Source organism: Mesorhizobium comanense, from assembly GCF_005503535.1.
In the GTDB taxonomy this organism is placed as follows: Bacteria; Pseudomonadota; Alphaproteobacteria; order Rhizobiales; family Rhizobiaceae; genus Mesorhizobium; species Mesorhizobium comanense.
Window position 1 is genome coordinate 385570 of record NZ_SCNN01000001.1, and the last position, 20863, is coordinate 406432.

At 64.1% G+C, this 20863-nt stretch carries 20 protein-coding genes and 1 tRNA gene; 7 read left to right on the forward strand and 14 right to left on the reverse strand.

Annotated elements, in window-relative coordinates:
• Positions 1-18: 18 nt before the first annotated feature.
• From FFS37_RS01825 to FFS37_RS01855, 7 genes are all read right to left on the reverse strand, one after another.
• Positions 19-1032, reverse strand: coding sequence for an ABC transporter ATP-binding protein (locus tag FFS37_RS01825; RefSeq protein ID WP_137929216.1), 1014 nt, complete (start codon positions 1030-1032; stop codon positions 19-21).
• Entirely contained in the window at positions 1025-2137 is a 1113-nt protein-coding gene (locus FFS37_RS01830) for an ABC transporter ATP-binding protein (protein ID WP_137929217.1), read from the reverse strand. The genes FFS37_RS01825 and FFS37_RS01830 overlap by 8 nt, the downstream gene beginning before the upstream one ends.
• Before the next feature lie 2 nt (positions 2138-2139).
• Positions 2140-2346: a hypothetical protein gene (locus tag FFS37_RS01835; protein ID WP_137929218.1), complete on the reverse strand. Its 207-nt coding sequence runs from the start codon at positions 2344-2346 to the stop codon at positions 2140-2142.
• On the reverse strand, positions 2343-3293 hold the full coding sequence (locus tag FFS37_RS01840) for a carbohydrate ABC transporter permease (RefSeq protein WP_137929219.1): 951 nt from the start codon (positions 3291-3293) through the stop codon (positions 2343-2345). Before FFS37_RS01840 ends, FFS37_RS01835 begins: the two co-directional genes overlap by 4 nt.
• On the reverse strand, positions 3290-4237 hold the full coding sequence (locus FFS37_RS01845; protein ID WP_137929220.1) for a carbohydrate ABC transporter permease: 948 nt from the start codon (positions 4235-4237) through the stop codon (positions 3290-3292). The genes FFS37_RS01840 and FFS37_RS01845 overlap by 4 nt, the downstream gene beginning before the upstream one ends.
• Before the next feature lie 166 nt (positions 4238-4403).
• Positions 4404-5735: an ABC transporter substrate-binding protein gene (locus FFS37_RS01850; RefSeq protein WP_137929221.1), complete on the reverse strand. Its 1332-nt coding sequence runs from the start codon at positions 5733-5735 to the stop codon at positions 4404-4406.
• A 231-nt stretch (positions 5736-5966) separates the two neighbouring features.
• Complete coding sequence (locus FFS37_RS01855; RefSeq protein WP_137929222.1) at positions 5967-6665, reverse strand: PIG-L deacetylase family protein; 699 nt, start codon at positions 6663-6665, stop codon at positions 5967-5969.
• Between the two features lie 26 nt (positions 6666-6691).
• Between FFS37_RS01855 and FFS37_RS01860 the strand changes: the two genes are divergently transcribed.
• The 5 genes from FFS37_RS01860 to nhaA all read left to right on the forward strand — a co-directional run bounded on the left by FFS37_RS01860 (position 6692) and on the right by nhaA (position 13479).
• Positions 6692-7582, forward strand: a complete 891-nt coding sequence (locus FFS37_RS01860) for a DMT family transporter (protein WP_137929223.1) — start codon at positions 6692-6694, stop codon at positions 7580-7582.
• A gap of 56 nt (positions 7583-7638) precedes the next feature.
• Positions 7639-10221 carry an ATP-dependent helicase HrpB gene (gene hrpB / locus FFS37_RS01865; RefSeq protein ID WP_137929224.1) on the forward strand — a complete coding sequence of 861 codons (2583 nt, stop codon included), beginning with the start codon at positions 7639-7641 and terminating at the stop codon, positions 10219-10221.
• Between the two features lie 33 nt (positions 10222-10254).
• Positions 10255-11580, forward strand: coding sequence for an ActS/PrrB/RegB family redox-sensitive histidine kinase (locus FFS37_RS01870; protein WP_137929225.1), 1326 nt, complete (start codon positions 10255-10257; stop codon positions 11578-11580).
• A 63-nt stretch (positions 11581-11643) separates the two neighbouring features.
• Positions 11644-12207, forward strand: coding sequence for an ActR/PrrA/RegA family redox response regulator transcription factor (locus FFS37_RS01875; RefSeq protein ID WP_137929226.1), 564 nt, complete (start codon positions 11644-11646; stop codon positions 12205-12207).
• A gap of 75 nt (positions 12208-12282) precedes the next feature.
• The gene (gene nhaA / locus FFS37_RS01880; protein WP_137929227.1) at positions 12283-13479 is read left to right on the forward strand and encodes a Na+/H+ antiporter NhaA; all 1197 of its coding nucleotides are present in this window, start codon (positions 12283-12285) and stop codon (positions 13477-13479) included.
• Positions 13480-13730: 251 nt separating this feature from the next.
• Here nhaA and FFS37_RS01885 read toward each other — a convergent pair whose 3' ends face one another.
• Entirely contained in the window at positions 13731-14231 is a 501-nt protein-coding gene (locus FFS37_RS01885; protein WP_137929228.1) for an MmcB family DNA repair protein, read from the reverse strand.
• A 565-nt stretch (positions 14232-14796) separates the two neighbouring features.
• Between FFS37_RS01885 and FFS37_RS01890 the strand changes: the two genes are divergently transcribed.
• Complete coding sequence (locus tag FFS37_RS01890; RefSeq protein WP_137929229.1) at positions 14797-15075, forward strand: hypothetical protein; 279 nt, start codon at positions 14797-14799, stop codon at positions 15073-15075.
• Between the two features lie 9 nt (positions 15076-15084).
• Here FFS37_RS01890 and FFS37_RS01895 read toward each other — a convergent pair.
• Both FFS37_RS01895 and cueR read right to left on the reverse strand, forming a co-directional pair.
• Positions 15085-15158: transfer RNA gene (locus FFS37_RS01895), tRNA-Cys, on the reverse strand.
• A 71-nt stretch (positions 15159-15229) separates the two neighbouring features.
• Positions 15230-15634: a Cu(I)-responsive transcriptional regulator gene (gene cueR, locus FFS37_RS01900; RefSeq protein ID WP_137929230.1), complete on the reverse strand. Its 405-nt coding sequence runs from the start codon at positions 15632-15634 to the stop codon at positions 15230-15232.
• A 226-nt stretch (positions 15635-15860) separates the two neighbouring features.
• On the opposite strand from cueR, the gene FFS37_RS01905 reads away from it, so the two are divergent.
• Positions 15861-16478, forward strand: a complete 618-nt coding sequence (locus FFS37_RS01905; RefSeq protein ID WP_137929231.1) for a L,D-transpeptidase — start codon at positions 15861-15863, stop codon at positions 16476-16478.
• A 140-nt stretch (positions 16479-16618) separates the two neighbouring features.
• Here FFS37_RS01905 and FFS37_RS01910 read toward each other — a convergent pair whose 3' ends face one another.
• From FFS37_RS01910 to murJ, 4 genes are all read right to left on the reverse strand, one after another.
• Positions 16619-17188, reverse strand: a complete 570-nt coding sequence (locus FFS37_RS01910; protein WP_137929232.1) for a NifU family protein — start codon at positions 17186-17188, stop codon at positions 16619-16621.
• A 190-nt stretch (positions 17189-17378) separates the two neighbouring features.
• Positions 17379-17870: a universal stress protein gene (locus FFS37_RS01915; RefSeq protein WP_137929233.1), complete on the reverse strand. Its 492-nt coding sequence runs from the start codon at positions 17868-17870 to the stop codon at positions 17379-17381.
• A gap of 111 nt (positions 17871-17981) precedes the next feature.
• The gene (trpS, locus tag FFS37_RS01920; RefSeq protein ID WP_137929234.1) at positions 17982-19049 is read right to left on the reverse strand and encodes a tryptophan--tRNA ligase; all 1068 of its coding nucleotides are present in this window, start codon (positions 19047-19049) and stop codon (positions 17982-17984) included.
• Between the two features lie 207 nt (positions 19050-19256).
• A complete protein-coding gene (gene murJ, locus FFS37_RS01925) occupies positions 19257-20855 on the reverse strand; it encodes a murein biosynthesis integral membrane protein MurJ (RefSeq protein ID WP_137929235.1) in 1599 nt (532 codons plus the stop codon).
• Positions 20856-20863 lie beyond the last annotated feature (8 nt).

Genomic DNA, 20863 nt, shown 5'->3' on the forward strand with positions numbered 1-20863 from the left:
GGAACCGCAGGCAACCAGTCACATCAATCTCTGCCCATCGGCGCCGAAATAGAGCGGCGAACGGTAACGGATCATCACTCTGTCGCCTTGCGCCAGATCGGTATCGGGATCGGTCAGGGTTACCAGCTTCTTCGGCCCCACCGTTACATGCAGATGGTTCTGGTCGCCGAGATGCTCGACCCAGTCGACGACGCCGTCGGCATGGCCGTTGACAGCCTTCTCGATCGCCAGATGTTCGGTGCGCGCACCGATCGTCCTGGTTCCGGCCGGCGCATCGGCGTCGGGCAACAGGCCGGCGGGGAGGAGATTGATTGCAGGCTGGCCGAGCCGGGCCGCGACGTGCAGGTTCGCCGGTTCGGAATAGATCGCCCTCGGCGTGCCGATCTGCACCAGCACGCCGTCGGCGAGGATGCCGATACGGTCGGCCATGGTCATCGCCTCGATCTGGTCGTGCGTGACATAGAGCATTGTCGCGCCGAGCTCGGCCTGGATGCGTTTCAACTCGAGCCGCAGATCGGCGCGCAGCTTGGCGTCGAGCGAAGACAACGGCTCGTCCATCAGATAGATCGCCGGTTTGCGCACCAGCGCGCGGCCGATGGCGACGCGCTGCATCTCGCCACCCGAAAGTTTGGTGGAGCGGTTGGCGAGTTTGTGGTCGATGCGCACCATCCTGGCCACTTCTTCGACCCGGCGGCGGATCTGGTCTTCTCCGGTTTTCCGCGCCGGCGAGCGCAGCGGGAAGGCGAGATTGTCGAAAACCGACAGATGCGGATAGAGCGAATATTGCTGGAATACGAAGGCCGTATCACGCTCGGCCGGCGACAGCGCGGTTGCGTCATGGCCGCCGATCTCGATGGTGCCGGCGTCCGGCCGCTCCAGCCCGGCGATCAGCCGCAGCGTCGTCGTCTTGCCGGCTCCGGTCGGCCCTAGCAGTACGACGAATTCGCCGTCCGCTATGTGCAGATCGAGACCGTCGACGGCGACAGTGTCGCCATAGCTCTTGGTCACGTTCTTGATGTGGACGTCAGCCATGCCGAACTCTCCGCTCCGAGGCCGTATCGTGGATCGAGGTCCTCACCGCGCGGCCGGAGCCCCTTTCGAACAGGGACAGCCGCGCGCTGTTCAGCGTCAGCCCGACATGGTCACCGGCATTGAGCCGTATCTCGGCCGGCACCCGCGCCTTGATGATGCCGTCCGCCGTCTCCACGGCAACGATCTGCGTCGTGCCGAGATATTCGGTGCCATAGATGGCGCCGCGCAGCTTCGAGGCATCGTCGAAGCGGATGTGTTCCGGGCGGATGCCGAGCGCCATGTCGGCCGGCGCGATGTCCTCGCGCACTTCCGGCACGGCGACCTTTGCGCCCTGGACGACGATCTCCCTGGCGCCCTTTGCCAGCCCGCCACCGAATTTGAGGAAATTCATCGGCGGCGAGCCGATGAAGTCGGCGACGAACATGGTGGCGGGGCGGTCATAGATCTCGCGCGGCGTGCCGAACTGTTCGATGACGCCGTGTTTCATGACCGCGATCTTGTCGGCCATCGACATCGCTTCCATCTGGTCGTGCGTGACATAGACCGTGGTGGCATGGATGCGGTTATGCAGCTCGCGCAGCTCATGCACCATGAGGTCGCGGAATTCGGTGTCGAGCGTGCCGAGCGGTTCGTCCATCAGGAAGCATTTTGGCCGCCGCACGATGGCGCGGCCGAGCGCCACGCGCTGGCGATCGCCGCCGGCAAGGCCGGACACCGATCTGTCGAGCAGATGGTCGATGCGCAGAAGCTTCGCCGTTTCCTCGACGCGGGCGCGGATCTCGGCCGACGGCATGCCTTGTGCGAGCAGCGGGAAGCCGATGTTCTTGCGCACATTCATGTGCGGATAGAGCGCGAACAGCTGGAAGACGAAGGCGATGTCGCGCTCGCGCGCCCTGAGCATGGTCACGTCCTCGCCGCCGAGCAGGATCTGGCCGCCGGTCGGCAATTCCAAACCTGCGATCATGCGCAGGGTCGTGGTCTTGCCGCAGCCCGAGGGTCCCAGCATGACGAAGAACTCGCCATCCTCGACGACGAAGTTGGAATCCTGCACGGCGACGAAATCGCCGAAGGCCTTCCTCAGATTCTGAACACGGATCTCGGCCATGGCTATTCCGGGAATTTCGAGACGATGATGAACATCACCGTGCCGGCAAGCATGGTGATGAAGGAATAGGTGTAGAGCGACAGCGCGAAAGGCTGGAACAGCATCAGGAAGCCGATGGCGATCAGCGCCGTGGCGATGTTTTCCATCAGGCCACGCCTTGCCCAGCGCGGCCAGCGCGACTTGCGTTTGATCGTTTTGGTCATGCTCATTTGCGCACCGCGCCGAAGGTGATGCCACGCAGCAATTGCTTGCGCAGCAGGATGGTGAAGACGAGGATCGGCACCAGGAAGATGGTGGTGCCGGCGGCCACCGCCGGCCAATCCTGTCCGCCTTCGCCGATTATGGTCGGAATGAAGGGCGGTGCGGTCTGCGCCGTACCGGAGGTGAGGAGCGCGGCGAAGGCATACTCGTTCCAGGCGAAGATCAGGCAGAAGATGGCGGTCGCGGCGATGCCGGTCGTGGCCTGCGGCAGCACGGTTCGCCAGAAGGCCTGCAGCCTGGTATAGCCGTCGATCATGGCGGCTTCCTCATACTCGCGCGGAATCTCGTCGATGAAACCCTTCAGCAGCCACACCGCCAGCGAGACATTGACCGCGGTGTAGAGCAGGATCATGCCGAGCGCAGTGTCGGACAGGCCGAGTTCCCGGTACATCAGGTAGATCGGAATGGCGACCGCGATCGGCGGCATGAAGCGTGTCGACAGGATGAAGAACAGGAGGTCGTCGGCCAGCGGCACCTTGAAGCGGGAGAAGCCGTAGGCCGAGAGCGTGCCGAGAAACACCGCGCAGAAGGTCGAGCCGAAGGCGATGATCAGCGAGTTGACGAAGCGCGGCAGGAAATTGGACGGCCCGGCGATCACCATGTTGCGCTTGCGCACCGTCTCGTCGCAGAAGCCGGTCGCCGGTCCGAGCGAGTTGATGTATTCCGACGTCTGCCTTGTGCGCGTCGTGAACAGGTTGCAGTAGCCCTCGATGCTCGGCTGGAAGACGATCTTGGGCGGATAGGCGATCGAATCGGGTGGCGTCTTGAAGCTGGTGGCGAAGATCCACAACAGCGGCACGATCGAGATCAGCGCATAGGCGATGATGATCGCGCCGGCGAAGCGCTTCGAATTCGCCGACGGGGCGACGACGGAATGGGCAGTGGTCAGGCTCATCTCTGCTTCACCTTGTTGAGCGCCTTGACGTAGATGTTGGCGAGACCGAACACCGCGACGAACAGGATGATGGCGAAGGCCGAGGAATAGCCGGTGCGCCAGCTTTCGAACGCCTGCCGCTTCAGCGTGATCGAGGCGACCTCGGTGGTCGAGCCCGGCCCGCCGCCGGTCAAGAGATTGACCATGTCGAACATCTTGAAGTTCTCGATGCCCCTGAACAGCACCGCCAGCATGATGAAGGGCAGCGCCATGGGCAGGGTGATCGACCAGAACTGCCGCCAGTTGGAAGCACGGTCCACCTCGGCCGCCTCATAGATGTATTCGGGGATCGAACGCAGGCCCGCGAGGCAGATCAGCATCACGTAGGGCGTCCACATCCAGGTATCGACGATGATGATCGACCACGGCGCCAGGGAGACGTTGGAGAGCATCTGGATGTCCGTCGGCGGAATGCCTGACACGAACGAGATGACATAGGAGAACAGGCCGATCTGCGGCTCGTAGAGGAAGCGCCAGAAATTGCCGACCACCGCCGGCGACAGCATCATCGGCACCAGGATGAGCGTCGTCCAGAAGGCGTGGCCGCGGAATTTGCGGTCGATCAGCCAGGCCAGCGTGAAGCCGATCAGCGTCTGCAGCAAGATGGTCCAGAACACGAAATGCGCCGTCGTCTGCATGGCGATCCAGACATCCTTGTCGCCGAGGATACGCTGGTAGTTGGCAAGGCCAAGGTTCTTCACCACCTCGTTCGGCCGGTTGGCGCGGTAATTTGTGAAGGAGAGATAGATCGCCCAGAATAGCGGGAAGATGTTGATGGCGAGCAGCAACAGGATCGTCGGCGAGATGAACAGCCAGGCGAGGCCCTTGTCGCTGATGCCGCGAACCTTGCGGGCCAACGGTTCCGGTGTCGCCCGGGCAACGTTCTCCGCGGTCCGATTGAGCATGGTCATTCCTGCTTCGGTCACTTGAGGCGTCTCTGTCATGGAATTTATCGGAACCGCGTCCCATGCCAAGTCAGGCACGGGACGGCTGTTTCTTCGATTTTCGAGGCGGGGATTTCAGGTTGGATCGACCTGAAATCCCCGCCTCGGGACCGCTCGGGAGGAGCGTTCAGATCTTGCCGTCGTCCTGGAAGATCTGCGTCCAGTCCTTGACCAGGCCGTCGAGCGCTTCCTTGGCCGTGCCCTGGCCGGCCACGACATAGTCATGGAAGCGCTTCTGCGAGGCCTGCAGCAGCGGCGCGTAGCTCGGCTCGGCCCAGAAGTCCTTCACGATGGCCATCGAGTCGAGGAAGGCCTGGGCGTAGGGCTGGCTGGCGGGGAAGTTCGGATCCTTCACCACGGCGTTCAGGCAGGAATAGCCTCCGAGCGACCACCATTTGGCCTGCACGTCCTTGTTGGCGAACCACTTGATGTATTTCAGCGCCGCTTCCTGCTTGTCCGAATAGGACACCACCGAGATGCCCTGGCCGCCGAGCTGGGCGAACTGGTCGCCGTCCGGACCCTTCGGATTGACGAAGTAGCCGATCTTGTCGCCGCCGACATTTTCGTCCTTCTGCAGGCCGGGCCAGGTGAAGGTGAAGTTCATGTGCATGGCCACCTGGCCGGATTTGAAGGCGTCTACGCCTTCGCCCATGTAGCTGTTGGAGGCGCCGGGCGGCGTGCAGCAGTCGTAAAGCGCCTTGTAGAACTCCAGCCCCTTCACCGCCTTGTCGGAATTGACGAAGCCTTCCATCTCGTAGGGCTTCTTCGGGTTCTCATACTGGAAGCCGTAGCTGTAGAGCACGTCCATGGCGCCCATGGTGATGCCTTCCGAGCCGCGCTCGGTATAGATCGAGGCACCGTAGACGGTCTTGCCGTCGATCTGCCGCTTCTGGAAGAACTCGGCGATCTGTTTCAGTTGGTCGAACGTGGTCGGCGGGCCGAGATCCCAGCCATACTTTTCCTTGAATTCCTTCTGCAACTCCGGCTTGGAGAACCAGTCCTTGCGGTAGGTCCAGCCGACGACGTCGCCCATTGCTGGCAGCGCCCAGTAATTCGGCGTGTTCTTCGGCCATTCCGAATAGCCGACGACGGTGGCGGGCACGAAATCGTCCATGCTGATCTTCTCCTTGTCGAAGAAGTCGTTCAGCTTGACATAGTGGCCATTCTCGGCGGCGCCGCCGATCCACTGGCTGTCGCCGATGATCAGGTCGCACAGCTTGCCGTGCGAGTTGAGCTCGTTGAGGAAGCGGTCGGCGTAATTGGTCCACGGCACGAACTCGAATTTCATGCCGATGCCGGTTTGCTTGGTGAAGTCCTTGGACAGTTCGACGAGAGCGTTCGCCGGGTCCCAGGCGGCCCAGCACAGCGTCAGGTCTTCAGCGTGCGCGACGTTCGAGACGGCTGCCGACGCCGATATCGCCGAAGCCAGTCCCAACGCCAGTTTCAAGCTCGATTTCATGCCTTCCTCCCATTTGCGAAACACGCCCGGATGACGGGTTTCAAATGCCGACAACCCCTCTCCTCAGGGGCCCAAACATGGCGGCGCGTTGCGCCGCAGATGTTTAGTAATTTGTTTAGTGATGCAATTTTTACTAAACAAGGCAAGCGAATTCGTCGCTGCGCCGCAACATGACGAAACGGGTCATTGAAATCGTTGGGAAATGAATGCCGGAAGATCCGCCGGCGTCGCTCAGCGGGCTGGACCGGCATCGGCCGTGTTCGGTGTCACCGGCCGCACGGGCGGGGCGGGCGGCAACAGGGCGCGTATGTCGGCGAACGGAAATGTCGGCTCGAAGCGGAACGCTTCGGCGAGCGAGCCGGGCAGGGCGTTGCACTGGCCGGCGCGGAATTCATTCTGGATACGCGCCCGCTCGACATATTGCTCCGGCATCTGCGAGCGATGCGCGCGGATCGCCTGCGTCTTGACATCCCGATACGCGGAGATGTCGACATAATGCGTCGGCGAAAAGCCGGTGCCGCCCATCGTGTCGGCGTGCAGGACCGGGACGGCGAACGAGGCCGCGATGCGCACGCCGTCCGACAGCACCCGATGGTCCGCGTGATAGTCGTTCGGGGCGTGCGTGATCACCAGATGCGGTTCGACCTGGCGGATCAGCGTTTTCAACATGTCGATCAGTGCGCCATCGGCCAGGAGCCCTCCGTCGGGAAAATTGAGGAAGCGCGGCGTCGCGCCAAGCAGCGCGGCCGCCGCCGTCGCTTCCTCGCGGCGTGTGGCGGCCAGCACGGCCGGATCGGCCTTGCCGCCCCTGGCACCATCGGTGGCCACGGCAAAAATGAGTTCTGCGCCTTGCGCCGCGTACGCGGCCATCGTACCGAACATGAAGATCTCGATGTCGTCGGGATGCGCACCGAGCGCCAGTATTTTCAACGCTTCTCTCCCGGAAATGCAAAAACGTGCCGAACGGAATCCTGCTCGCCCTGATCGCCTATGCAAGCTATTCGGGCAGCGATGCCGTTATCAAGAGCCTGGGTGGACAGTTCACCGTCTTCGAGATCGGCTTCTTCTCGACCCTGTTCGCCGGCTGTTTCCTGTTCTTCACCCGGCCCGCCGATGAACGCTGGCGCGACTTCTGGCGCATGAAGCGGCCATGGGCCGTGCAGGCCCGCGCCTTTGCCGGCATCGCGTCGGGCGTTCTCAGCGTTTACGCCTTCACCCATATTCCGCTGGCCGAGGTCTACGCGCTCATCTTCCTGGCGCCCTTGCTGGTGACAATCCTGTCGACCGTCATCCTGAAGGAGAAGGTCGGCCCGTGGCGCTGGCTTGCCGTGGTCGCCGGCTTCGCCGGCGTGATGCTGGTGGTGCGGCCGGGTTTTCGCGAGCTCAATCTCGGCCATCTCGCCGCCTTCGTGAATGCCTTTCTGGCCGCGACCAGCGTCATTCTGCTGCGGTCGCTCGCCCAGCAGGAAAAGCGCACGTCGATGCTCGGCGTGCTGGTGGGTTACGGCCTGCTGTTCAACGGCGTCGGCGCCGCCTCGACTGCGTTCACCTTGCCGAGCGCCATGCAGTTCGTCTGGCTCGCGATGGCCGGCGCCTTTACGGCCGGCGGCCAATTCATGCAATTGCTCGCCGCCAAATACGCGCCGGCCAACCGGATCGCGCCGACGCACTATTCGCAGATCGTCTGGGCGGTCATCCTTGGAGCGCTGTTCTTCCAGGAATATCCGGACTGGCTGTCGCTGGTCGGCCTCGCGGTGGTCGGCGGCTCCGGCCTGTTGACCATGGTGCGCGAGGAAGTCAGGCTCGGCACCGTGCGCTGGAACCCGTTTTCGCGCACCAGGCTTTGAACAGGCGGCCGTCGCGCGCATTGCATGGCCACCGTGACCGCTGATATGCGGACGCCATGACGACGAAATCCTTGCCGGAGCTTCCGGTCACAGCCGTGCTGCCCGCGCTTTGCGACGCGCTTGGCGACCGCAGCAGCGCCGTGCTGGTGGCGCCGCCTGGCGCTGGCAAGACCACACTGGTGCCGCTGGCGCTGCTTGACGCACCCTGGCTGGGCACCGGCAAGATCGCGTTGCTCGAACCGCGCCGGCTCGCCGCCCGCGCCGCGGCCCGCCGCATGGCGGAACTGATCGGCGAGGAGCCCGGCGGCACCGTCGGCTACGCCATGCGCATGGAGAACCGCACCTCGGCCCGTACGAGGATCCTGGTCGTGACCGAAGGCGTGCTGTCGCGCATGATCCTCGATGACCCGGAACTGCCCGGAATCTCTGCGGTGATCTTCGACGAATTCCACGAGCGCTCGCTCGACGGCGATTTCGGTCTTGCCCTGGCGCTCGACGTGCAAGGCGCGCTGCGACCGGATTTGCGCCTTCTCGTGATGTCGGCGACGCTCGACGGCGCGCGGGTCGCGAAACTTTTGTCGGGCGCGCCGGTGATCGAAAGCGAAGGCCGCGCCTTTCCGGTCGACATACGCTACGACGAACGGCCCGCCGGCGTGCCGGTCGAAGACGCCATGGCCAGGGCGATCCGCTCCGCCCTCGTCGATGAGAGCGGCAGCGTCCTGGCTTTCCTGCCAGGACAGCGCGAGATCGAGCGCACCGCCGAGCGGCTGCAGGGCAGGTTCGGCCCCGACACCGACATCGTGCCGCTCTATGGCCAGCTCGACGGCAAGGCACAGGACGCGGCGATCAGGCCATCCCCGGCCGGGCGCCGCAAGGTCGTGCTGGCGACCTCGATTGCCGAGACTTCGATTACCATCGACGGCGTGCGGGTCGTCATCGATTCCGGCCTGTCGCGGCTGCCGCGCTACGAACCGGCCAGCGGCCTGACCCGGTTGCAAACCGTGCGCGTCAGCAAGGCTTCCGCCGACCAGCGCGCCGGCCGCGCCGGCCGCACGCAGGCCGGCGTCGCCATCCGGCTTTGGCGTACCGAACAGACGGCGGCGCTGCCGGCCTTCACGCCACCGGAAATCCTCGAGGCCGACCTTTCCGGCCTGCTGCTTGATTGCGCCGCCTTCGGCGTCGCCGATCCCGCGACGCTTGCCTTCCTCGACCCGCCGCCGGCGCCGGCGCTCAAGGAGGCAAGGGTGCTGTTGCGCTCGCTCCATGCCATCGACGAGGCCGGGCGTCTCACGCAAGCAGGCGCTTCCATGCGCAAGCTCGCTTTGCCCGTGCGGCTGGCGCATATGGTCGCCGAGGCGGCTGGCAACGGTTTTGCCGGCGAAGCGGCGATGCTCGCGGTGCTGCTGACCGAACGCGGATTGGGCGGCGACGGGGCCGACCTCGAACGGCGGCTGATGCGCTTTCGCGGTGAAAGATCACCCCGCGCCAACGCCGCGCGGCAACTGGCCGAGAGGCTGGCCAGGCAGATGGGTGGCTCCTCACCCTCCCCCTTGTGGGGAGGGTCGATCCGCGAAGCGGAGCGGGGTGGGGGCAGGCCGGGCGCCACACCCCCACCCCGTCTCCCGCGCCTTGCTGCGCAAGGCGCACTCGCCGACCCTCCCCACAAGGGGGAGGGTGGAGCTGGTCCTTTGCTCATCCATGCCTGGCCGGATCGTGTCGCCAAGGCACGCGGCGAGCGTGGCCGTTTTGTCCTGGCCAACGGCTCCGGCGCCATGCTCGATGCCGCCGACCCCCTGGCCGGCGAGCCGTATCTGGTCGTCGCCGACCTGCAGGGCAAGGCACAGAACGCGCGCATCGCCGCAGCCGCCGCGATCGGTGAGGATGATGTCCGCATCGCGCTAGGCGACCGGATTGAAACGCGCCGCCAGACCAGCTTCGACCGTGAACGCCGCGCCGTGCGCGTGCGCGAGACCGTCCGGCTTGGCGCCATCACGCTCGCCGAGCGCATGTTGCCGCCGCCGTCCGGGGCCGATGCCGATCAGGCGATCCTCGACGCGGTCCGCGAACACGGCCTGTCGCTGCTGACCTGGAGCAAGGACGCCGAAACGCTGCGCCAGCGTCTGTCCTGGCTGCATCGCGGCCTCGGCGCACCGTGGCCCGAAATGTCCGACGAAGCGCTCATCGAGCGCCTCGACGACTGGCTGCTGCCGTTCCTGTCGGGGGCGGCGTCCTTTGGCGCCATCGATCCCGGTGCCGTCACGGCCGGCCTGATGTCGCTCGTGCCGCACGACCTGCAGCGCCGCATCGAGACGCTGGCGCCGACGCATTTCGATGCGCCGTCGGGTAGCCATCTGCCGATACGCTATGACGGCGAATGGCCGGTGTTGGCGGTCCGGGTCCAGGAACTGTTCGGGCTCGATCGCCATCCATCGGTCGCTAATGGCACGGTGCCGCTGACGCTCGAACTCCTGTCGCCCGCGCACCGGCCGATCCAGACGACTCGCGACCTGCCGGGCTTCTGGCGCGGCTCCTGGGCCGACGTGCGCACCGACATGCGCGGCCGCTACCCCCGTCATGTCTGGCCGGAAAACCCTCTGCTTGCCGCCGCCACCAACCGCGCAAAACCGCGCGGGACCTAGCGTTCATGCTCCCGCGGTTGTAATCCATTCGTCATGATCAACGTCTTGCGTTCCCCCGATTTCCAGCAGAGCCAGCGGCTGCGTCTCAACACGCTGATCCGGCTGCGCTGGCTTGCCATCGTCGGGCAGAGCGTGACGGTGCTCGTCGTGGCCTATGGCCTGAAATTCCCCCTGCCGGTCAGCCTGTGTTTCGCGCTGATCGCTTGTTCGGCCTGGATGAACCTCTTCCTTGCCTTCCGGTTTCCGGCCGCGCACCGGCTCACGCCCTTCGCCGCTTTCGGCATCCTGATCTTCGACAGCCTGCAACTCGCCGGGCTGCTCTACATGACCGGCGGCCTGACCAACCCGTTCTCGCTGTTGATGACGGTGCCCGTCGTCATTTCCGCGACGTCGCTGCCCTTGCGCCTGACCGCCATACTGGGCGGGCTGGTGATGATAGCGGCGACCTTTCTCGTGTTCATCCACCTGCCCCTGCCATGGAACGAAGGCGCGCCGCTGGTGATGCCCTTCATCTATGTCGCCGGCATGTGGATGGCTGTGCTGTCCTCGATCGCCTTCACGGCGATGTACGCCTTCCGCGTGGCCGCCGAGGCCCGGCTTCTGGCCAATGCGCTCGCCGCCACCGAACTGGTGCTGCAGCGCGAGCAGCATTTGTCCGCGCTCGATGGGCTGGCAGCGGCCGCCGCGCATGAACTCGGCACGCCGCTTGCCACCATCACCCTGGTCGCCAAGGAGATGGAAAAGGCGCTCGGCAAGGATCCGAAATACGGCGACGATGTCACGCTGCTGCGTTCGCAGAGCGAGCGTTGCCGCGAAATCCTCAAGCGCCTGACCAGCCTGTCGTCCGAAGGCGAGGCGCATCTTTCCCGCCTGCCGCTCACCTCCCTGGTCGAGGAGATTACCGCGCCGCATCGCGACTTCGGCATCTCGATCAAGCTCCGCCCGGACGACCGCGCCGGCCCGGAGCCGGTCGGTCGCCGCAACCCGGGCGTCATCTACGGCCTCGGCAACCTGGTCGAGAACGCCGTCGATTTCGCCCGCAAGAGCGTCACCGTGCGCTGGAGCTGGGACGAGGCCACTGTCTCTTTCTCGATCATCGATGACGGGCCGGGTTTTCCACCCGAGATCATCGACCGCATCGGCGAACCCTACATGTCGACGCGGCAGGGCACGGAGGCCGGCGGCGGCCTCGGGCTTGGCCTGTTCATCGCCAAGACACTGCTCGAGCGTTCGGGCGCAACGCTGGATTTTCGCAATTCAAGTGGCCTGGGCGAGGGGGCGGTGGTGCAGATTTCGTGGCCGAGAAGCGTCTTCCTGAACCCGGAATCGGCTCCGGCCACCATGTTTGACACTGCGTAAATTGGACAATAGCGGCGCAAAACTATATCTGCGTAAAATTAAGGCAGCAGGAATTTCCAGACGATGACAGGTGATGAAAATATTGGCGCAATGGTCGAGGGCGAGGACACCTCGCTTCTGATCGTCGATGACGACAAACCATTCCTCACCCGTCTCGCCCGCGCCATGGAAACCAGGGGCTTCGTGGTCGAGACCGCCGAGAGCGTCGAGGAGGCGGTGGGCAAGGCGCGCGCCAACCCGCCGGCCTACGCCGTGGTGGACATGCGGCTCGGCGACGGCAACGGCCTCGACGTCGTCGCCGCCATCCGCGAAAAGCGCCAGGATTCCCGCACCATCATCCTGACCGGCTACGGCAACATCGCCACCGCGGTCACGGCGGTGAAGCTCGGCGCTGTCGACTACCTGTCGAAGCCGGCCGATGCCGACGATGTCTTCGCCGCGCTCACCCGCACGACAGGCGAGCGCGCGGCGCCGCCGGAAAACCCGATGTCGGCCGACCGCGTGCGCTGGGAGCATATCCAGCGCGTTTACGAAATGTGCGAACGCAACGTGTCCGAGACCGCGCGCCGGCTCAACATGCATCGCCGTACGCTTCAGCGGATTCTGGCCAAGCGCGCGCCGCGCTGAGAGCCATCGCTCTAGAGCCTTGAGGGGCCGGCAGCGAGTGACGCTGCCGACGCCCGGCAAAAATCAGGAGGCGACATGCAGGATCAGAAGCAGCGGCCGGTATCCGTCTTCCGCGAATTCCTCGACAGCGAGGCGGCCGGCGGCATCATCCTGATGGTGGCGGCTGCATTGGCGCTCATCGTTGCGAACTCGCCGCTTGCCGAAACCTATTTCTCGGCCCTGCACGCCTATCTCGGCCCGCTCAGCGTCTCGCACTGGGTCAATGACGGGCTGATGGCGGTGTTCTTCCTGCTCGTCGGGCTGGAGATCAAGCGCGAGATGCTGGACGGGCAGCTTTCGACCTGGCCACGCCGGGTGCTGCCGGGCATCGCGGCGGCCGGCGGCATGGTGGTGCCGGCCCTGGTCTACGTCGCCATCAATCGAAACAACGGTCCCGCACTCTCCGGCTGGGCGATCCCGACCGCCACCGACATCGCCTTCGCGCTCGGCGTGCTGTCGCTGCTCGGCAGCCGCGTTCCGGCCTCGCTGAAGGTATTCCTCACCGCGCTTGCCATCATCGACGATCTAGGCGCGGTCATCATCATTGCCATCTTCTACACCAGCGGCCTGTCGCTGGCCTATCTCGCGGCGGCCTTTGCCGTCATTGCCGTGCTCATCGTGCTCAACCGCATGCGGGTCATGAGCCTCGTGCCCTATCTGGTGCTCGGCGCCATCCTGTGGGTTCTGGTGCTGAAATCGGGCGTCCATGCCACGCTCGCCGGCGTGGCGCTGGCGCTCACCATTCCGCTCGAACGCTCACCGGGCCTCGGCCATGATCTCGACCATTCGCCGCTGCACCGGCTCGAACATGGCCTGCACAGGATCGTGCCTTTCTTCATCATCCCGATCTTCGGCTTCGCCAATGCCGGCGTCTCGCTCGCCGGCCTCAGCTTCGGCGCGCTGATCGAACCCCTGACGCTGGGCGTCGCCGCGGGCCTGGTCATCGGCAAGCTGGTCGGTGTCTTCGGTTCCTCCGCGCTTGCCATCCGCTTCGGCCTTGCCGACCTGCCGGCCAACGCCGGCTGGTCACACATGCTCGGCGTCTCGCTGCTCTGCGGCATCGGCTTCACCATGAGCCTGTTCATCGGCCTGCTCGCCTTCGCCAGCGATGTGGCGCTGCAGGATGCGGTCAAGGTCGGCATCCTCGCCGGCTCGCTTGTCGCCGCCATTCTTGGCGCCGCCGTATTGCTTATGGCGCCGGCTGCCGGTGGGGTGGACGAGGGCGAGGAGTAGAGTCCGTCAACAAGCCTGGTTCCTCGCCCCCGCAAGGCGGGGGAGAGGTGGCCCGGCGAAGCCGGGACGGAGAGGGGGACGACCTCCGCGAAGCCAGGGCGGTGAGGAATAGAGTGCCAGACTGGCCATGTTACGACGTCTGTCTGGCCTTTGACGCAACAATACTCGGACGCAGCGCTGCCCCTCTCCGTCCCGGCTTCGCCGGGCCACCTCTCCCCACTTCGTGGGGCGAGGAACCCAAGATCTGCGAACTACTCGCTCTCCCCCTCCAGCGCCGGCACCGAGACGCCGGCCAGTTCCGCCGCCAGCAGGCGCGCGGCGCCCGCGCGCGCTATCCGCAGCATCAGCGCCTTGCGTGTCGCAGCCGCCATGCGGTGCTCCGGCGCATCGCGCAGGATTTCCGCGCCATAGCCGTCGGAGAGGATGAAGCCGCATTCCTCCGGGAAGATCTCTGCCGGGACACCCGGATGGGTGGCGAAGAAGAAGCGGTCGGAGTGCAGCCGGTAATCGGGCCATTTGCGGTCGACCCGGAAATCCTCGATCGAGGATTTGATCTCAATGATCCAGATGTCGCCCTGCCGCGTCAGCGCCACGAGGTCGGCGCGCCGCCCGGTCGCCAGCGACAGTTCAGGCAGGACATGCGCGCCCATCTGCATCAGCAGCCGCTGCACGCCGCGCCGCACCAGCATGGCGCGCTCCGACTGACGGCCGTCGATGAGCGGGTTGAGGGGAATCGGGGAAATGATCGGCATGGTGGCACCATGCCAGATTTTGTTCACGGTTTGAACCCGGTTCGTGAGGGGCGATTATACATTTGACGGACCCACGCCTTACGGTTGTCGGCTACCTCTCCGCAACGGAGCCGTTTGAACCAGTTGCGTTATCGACGCTGACAGTTATTTCCTCACCTCTCTTCGCGCGGAAAAATTTGCGCTGTGCCCGTGACATTCTGTTGTTGAAGCTTCCTAAAAGATAACCCCCCGGCAATACGCACATTATCCCGGTTACGACGTTATTCAGAAGAACGAACTTCAAGAGCGCCATACCGACACAAGTTACAATAAATATCCACAATACCGTTCCCAGTGCGTCTTGCCACATGCGATTTGCAGGAAGGAATTGCTCCATCCATGGCATTACCAACGGGTTCTTATCCCAACACTGGTCAATTCGAATTGGGTCTTGTGGCATGGCTCCAGACGCTCCGCAGGCCACGGATTGGCCGACGTCACCATGCGCCCCGATGATAAGATGAAACCAATCACAAGCACGGCACTATCGTGACCCGGTCCCAAACCAGCGGATGAACGCGGCTCATTGTGGATTGTGGTTAAAAAGCACCAAGATAAGCCACAGGTAAAGCGCGAAGCTAGCGGGAACGCTCAAAGCCACTGCCAGGATGAATACGAAAAGTCGCTGATGTATCTCAAGGTTGCGAGACAGGAACACAACCAGCCCCAACACCGGCAGTATGATCATGGTGATTACGGCGACAATGGCGGTCACCTTGATGGCCTTCGCCTTACGATATTCGGCCGCTACGCCTTGGCCAGATTCGATTTAAAGCAGCGAATTTTGGACAGCAAAGCAAATTGACGCGGTTGCTGGAGGTCTGAATGGGAATTGAACCCATTACGTCGGTTTTGCAGACCGATGCGTCACCGTCCCGCCCTCAGACCTTGTCCGCACCTATGCGCAATCCGCGAGCATGTCGTCAAGCCATTCGGCGAGCAGCGCAGAACGCACGCCTTCAGGCGGATGCAGAAACGGCGCCCCCCGCCATGTCATCCAAGATCGGACAATCCGGCCGCTCGTCGCCATGGCAGGCGTGGACCAGCTTCTGCAGGGTCGCGCGCATCGACTGCAACTCGCGCACCTTCTCCTCGATTGCCGTGACATGCGCCGCCGCGATGGCGCGCACGTCGTGGCTGGCGCGCCCGCGATCCCTGTAGAGCGCCATCAACTGGCGACAATCCTCGATGGAAAAGCCGAGGTTGCGCGCCCGGCGCAGGAAGGCCAGCCGGTGGATGTCGTCGCCGGAATAGTCGCGATAGCCATTGGCGGCGCGCGCCGGCGCGATCAGGCCGATCTCCTCATAGTAGCGGATGGTCTTGGCCGGCAGGCCGGACCGGTTGGCTGCATCACCCACATTCATGGCCGATCCTCGATTCCAGGTAACCGTTTGATGTCGCCCTCATTGAATTTCCTTCACAATCCGGTGAGGGCTGTTGCCGAAATGCCATAGTGATACGCATACCAGCTCGTAAGTCTGCGCATATAGGCATCGTGTGCTTGGCAAGCAAAGCAAATGCCAGCATGAATGAAGGCGACAAAGCGGCCGACTCGTGCCGCACTGGTTTTGGCGGGGCACGGATCACCTCATGCGCATGAAGTCGCTAGCAGTCATTGCCGCACTGGCGCTCTCCACTGCACTCGCCGGTTGCAGCACCATCGGCGGGCAGATCTTCTCCAACGACTACGGCGCGGTGACCGATGCCGGATACCAGCTGCCGCGCATCCCGATCGAAAAGGTGCCGAGGCAGTATCACCGGCAAGAGGTGAACTACGACACCAAGGAAAAGCCGGGCACCATCATCGTCGATACGCAGAACAAGTTCCTCTACTTCGTCGAAGGCGACGGCCGCGCCATCCGCTATGGCATCGGCGTCGGCCGCGAGGGCTTCGAGTGGCACGGCACCGCCCATATCGCGCTGAAGCGCGAGTGGCCGACCTGGACGCCGCCCCGCGAGATGATCAAGCGCCAGCCGGAACTCGCCAAGTTCGCCAACGGCATGGATCCCGGCCTGAAGAACCCGCTCGGCGCGCGCGCCATGTACCTGTTCAACAAGGGCGGCGACATGGGCTACCGCCTGCACGGCAGCCCGGAATGGAATTCGATCGGCAAGGCGATGTCGTCGGGCTGCATCCGGCTGATGAATCAGGACATTATCGACCTCTACGACCGCGCCTCGGTCGGCGCCAAGGTCATCGTGATGTAAGGATCTTGCCCGTCAGGGCATGGCGAGAAAGACAAAGTTTCGTACGCGGACCGTCTAGGCAACAACGGACGTCCCAAACAAAAAACCGGGCAATTCGGCCCGGTTTTTTGTTGTCTCGAGACGGTGAATTTCGAGGAAGTCTACGAAACCTGTTCGACCTGCTGCACTTCGGGAACGAAGTGGCGAAGCAGGTTCTGGATGCCATGCTTCAGTGTCGCCGTCGACGACGGGCAGCCGGCGCAGGCGCCCTTCATGTGCAGGAAAACGGTGCCGTTCTCGAAGCCGCGGAAGGTGATGTCGCCGCCGTCCTGGGCGACGGCCGGGCGCACGCGCGTGTCGAGGAGTTCCTTGATGGTGACGACGAGCTCTTCATCGGCCTTGTCGTAGAATTCGCCGGTCTCGCTGGTTTCGGCGGCCGGTCCGGTCCTTGCCATGACAGGCGCGCCGGACATGAAATGCTCCATGATGGCGCCCAAGATCGCCGGCTTCAGGTGCTGCCAGTCGGGACCATCCTTGGTCACGGTGATGAAGTCATAGCCGAAGAAGACGCCGGTCACGCCCGGTATCTCGAACAGCCGGCCAGCCAGCGGCGAGGCGGCCGCGGCGCTGTCGGCATCACGGAAATCGGCGGTGCCTTCCAGCAGCACTTCCTTGCCGGGCAGGAATTTCAGCGTCGCCGGATTGGGCGTCGATTCGGTCTGGATGAACATGGCCGTCTCCATGCCCTGTTCGGGCAGCTAGTTTGGAATAGTTCTAAATAGGCTCTATCGGCTGGACATTCAAGCGAAACGCGTCGCCCGAACAGCTGGCTGGCGGAATGTTTTTGCTGGCTGGGGACCAAAATCCCGGGCAGGCTTCACGCGAGGCCGTCGGCCGGCCTCGGCTGAATATCAACACTTCTCAGGCGAGGCTGTCGATCTCCTCGTCCGAAAGGTTTTGTGGCACCACGGTCACCGGAATGGGGAAGGCCGCACCCTTGCCGGCCACCGCACCGACCAGCGGTCCGGGGCCTTCCTTGCCGGCGCCGGCCGCCAGAACCAGGATGGCGATGTCCTGGTCTTCCTCGATCAGCTTGTGGATCTCTTCGGTCGGCTTGCCCTCGCGAACCACCATTTCCGGTTCGATGCCAAGCTTCTGGCGCACCTTGTTGGCGTAGCTGTCCAGCGCCGCGCGTGCCGTTGCGGTCGCCTCCTCGCGCATGATCTTCTCGACACCCAGCCAATGCTGGAAATCGTCCGGCACGATGACATAGAGCAGCACCAGCGTGCCGCTGGTGCTCTGCGCCCGCTTCGAGGCATAGGCGACGGCGCGCTCGCATTCCGGCGTGTCGTCGATGATCGTCAGGAATTTCCGGCGATGACCGGCTTCGCGGCTGAGGCGTTTGGAGACCATGTCTATCTACTCGGTGTCATTTCGGCCGCAATCTGCCACCGCGGCGGACCGGCGGCAAGCCGCCGGTCTTGGGCCAGTATAGGCCTGCCATCGTCTCGTGGTGCGGACGGCTCAGTCCTGCAGCAGCCCGATAATGTCGCGCACGGTCTTCATCGTCGACTCGGCGAGCGTGCCGGCGCGTTCGCCGCCATCCCTGAGCACCGCGTCGACATAGGCGCTGTCGCCCTGGATGCGGCGCATCTCGCCGGCGATCGGCGCCAGTCTCTCCACCGCAAGGTCGGCCAGCGCCGGCTTGAACACGGAAAACTGCTGGCCGCCGAATTCCTTCAGCACGTCGGCCTTCGACATCTCGGCCAGACCCGCGTAGATGCCAACCAGGTTTTCCGCTTCCGGCCGGCCTTCCAGCCCGTCGACCTCGCCCGGCAAGGCTTCCGGGTCGGTCTTGGCCTTGCGGATCTTCTTCGAGATCGTGTCGGCGTCGTCCGTCAGGTTGATGCGCGACAGGTCCGACGGGTCGGATTTCGACATCTTCTTGGAACCGTCGCGCAGGCTCATGATGCGCGCCGCCGGTCCGCCGATGACCGGTTCGGTGATCGGGAAGAAGCCGTTCACCGTCTCTTCGCCAACCTGCATCTCGACGCCGACGCCCAGGGCCGCGATGCGGTCGGAGAAGTCGTTGTTGAACTTCTGCGCGATGTCGCGGGTCAGCTCCAGATGCTGCTTCTGGTCCTCGCCAACCGGCACGTGGGTGGCGCGGTAGAGCAGGATGTCGGCGGCCATCAGCGAGGGATAGGCGAGCAGGCCCAGCGAGGCATTCTCGCGGTCCTTGCCGGCCTTGTCCTTGAACTGCGTCATCTTGTTCATCCAGCCGATGCGCGCGACGCAATTGAAGATCCAGGCGAGTTCGGCGTGCTGCATAACCCGCGACTGGTTGAAGACGATATGCTTCTTCGGATCGATGCCGGAGGCCAGGAACGCCGCGGTGATCGAGCGTGTCTGGTCGGCAAGGTCCTGATGGACGAGCTGGGCGGTCAGCGAGTGCAGGTCGACGACGCAGTAGATGCAATCGGACGTGTCCTGCAGCGCGACGAATTTCTTGATGGCGCCGAGATAGTTGCCGAGATGCAGATTGCCGGTCGGCTGAACGCCGGAAAAGACGAGTGGCTTGAAGGCGGACATGGAGGTTTCCTCAGGGCTTGTGGAGGGCCGTTTCGCGCGCGGCGAAAGTCTTTTGGACGGCGCGCTTATGGACGAAGGGTGCGGCGGGATCAAGAGGTGTTGGCAATCGCGTCAGCCTAGTAAATAGGTACACGAACCGCTGATACGCACAGTCCGTGACGAATTGTCTGGCGAAGACTGATGCCTGTCGACGGCCGAAGTCAGGCTTCAAGGATCTGGAGACTGTTCTTTAGGTGCCGGTGGCCCCCTGCGTCCGACATTGCGCCGGATCATGCCGAAATCGGCGCCGCCGATGGCGAAGGCGGTGACGAAATAGAGTAGCGCCCCGCCACCAACCAGAGCCAGCAGCGTCGTCGCCTTGACGAACAGTGGTGAGCCGGGGCCGAGCCTGACGGCCAGCCAGTGCTCGGCGAAATACAGCGCCACGCCCATCACCACCGCCGACAGGATGAGGCGCGGAATGCGCTTCAGCAAAGGCACGTCGCGGCCCCAATGGCCGCGCCGGATCAGCACGGCAAGCAGCATCAGCGCGTTGACCCAGCCGGCCACCGCCGAGGCCACCGCGATGCCAGGTGCTCCCATGGAGGGAAACAGCGTCAGCGCGGTGATCACGTTCACCCCCACCGAAATGGCGGCGAAGATCATCGGCGTGCGCGTATCCTCGCGCGCGAAATAGCCCGGCGTGAAGGCCTTGATCAGCACGAAGGCGGGCAGGCCTAGGCCGAAGATGGCCAGGATCGCCGCCACTGTCGGTGTCGAATGGTTGGCGGCGAACGCGCCGCGCTCATAGACCAGCCGCACGATCGGCTCCGACATCACCCACAGCGCCACCGCGGCCGGCAGGGTCATGAACAGCGTGAACTCGACAGAACGGTTCTGCAGATTGGCCGCCTCGATCAGGTTGCCGGACTTCAGCGCCCGCGACAGTTCCGGCAACAGCACGATCGCCACCGCGACGCCGACCACGCCCAGCGGCAGCTGGTAGACGCGGTCGGCATAGGCGAGCGAGGAGACCGCGCTGTTTTGCGCCGAGGCGATCGCCGTGCCGATCAGCTGGTTGATCTGGGTGATGCCGCCGGTGATCGCCGCCGGCAGCGCCAGGATCAGCAGGCGTTTGACGTTCGGCGTCATGTGCGGACGGCGAAAACCGATCGAGATGCCGGCGTTGCGCACCGCCACCCAGACGATCGCGAGCTGCACGATGCCCGCGGCCAGCACGCCCCAGGACAGGGCAAAGCCGACATCATGAGCATCCAGGCCATGATACCAGGCATAGCCAAGCACGCTGATCAGGATGATGTTGAGGAAGGCGGGCGCGATGGCGGCGGCGAAATAGCGGCGCAGCGAATTCAGCATGCCGGCCATCATGGCGGCGAGCGACATGCAGATGAGATAGGGGAACATGATCGTCGCGAGCTGGACGGTGGTCTCGAACTTGCCGGGCGTTTCGGCAAAGCCCGGCGCCACGAGGTAGCGCACGATCAGCGGCATCGCCAGTTCCATGGCGATCGTCAGCACCAGCAGCGCGGAGAACAGCACACCGAACACTTCCTCGGAAAAGCGCTTGGCCCCGTCGGTGCCATGCGTCTCTATCTCCTTGGCGAACAGCGGCACGAAAGCGGCGTTGAAGGCGCCTTCGGCAAACAGCCGGCGGAAGGTGTTGGGAAACTGGAAAGCGGCGTTGAAAGCGTCGGCGACCGGCCCGGTGCCGAGCGCGGCCGCCATCAGCATCTCGCGGCCGAAGCCGAGCGCGCGGCTCATCAACGTGCCGGAAGCGACGGTAGCGAATTTCTTGACGAGGCTCATGCGTTCGG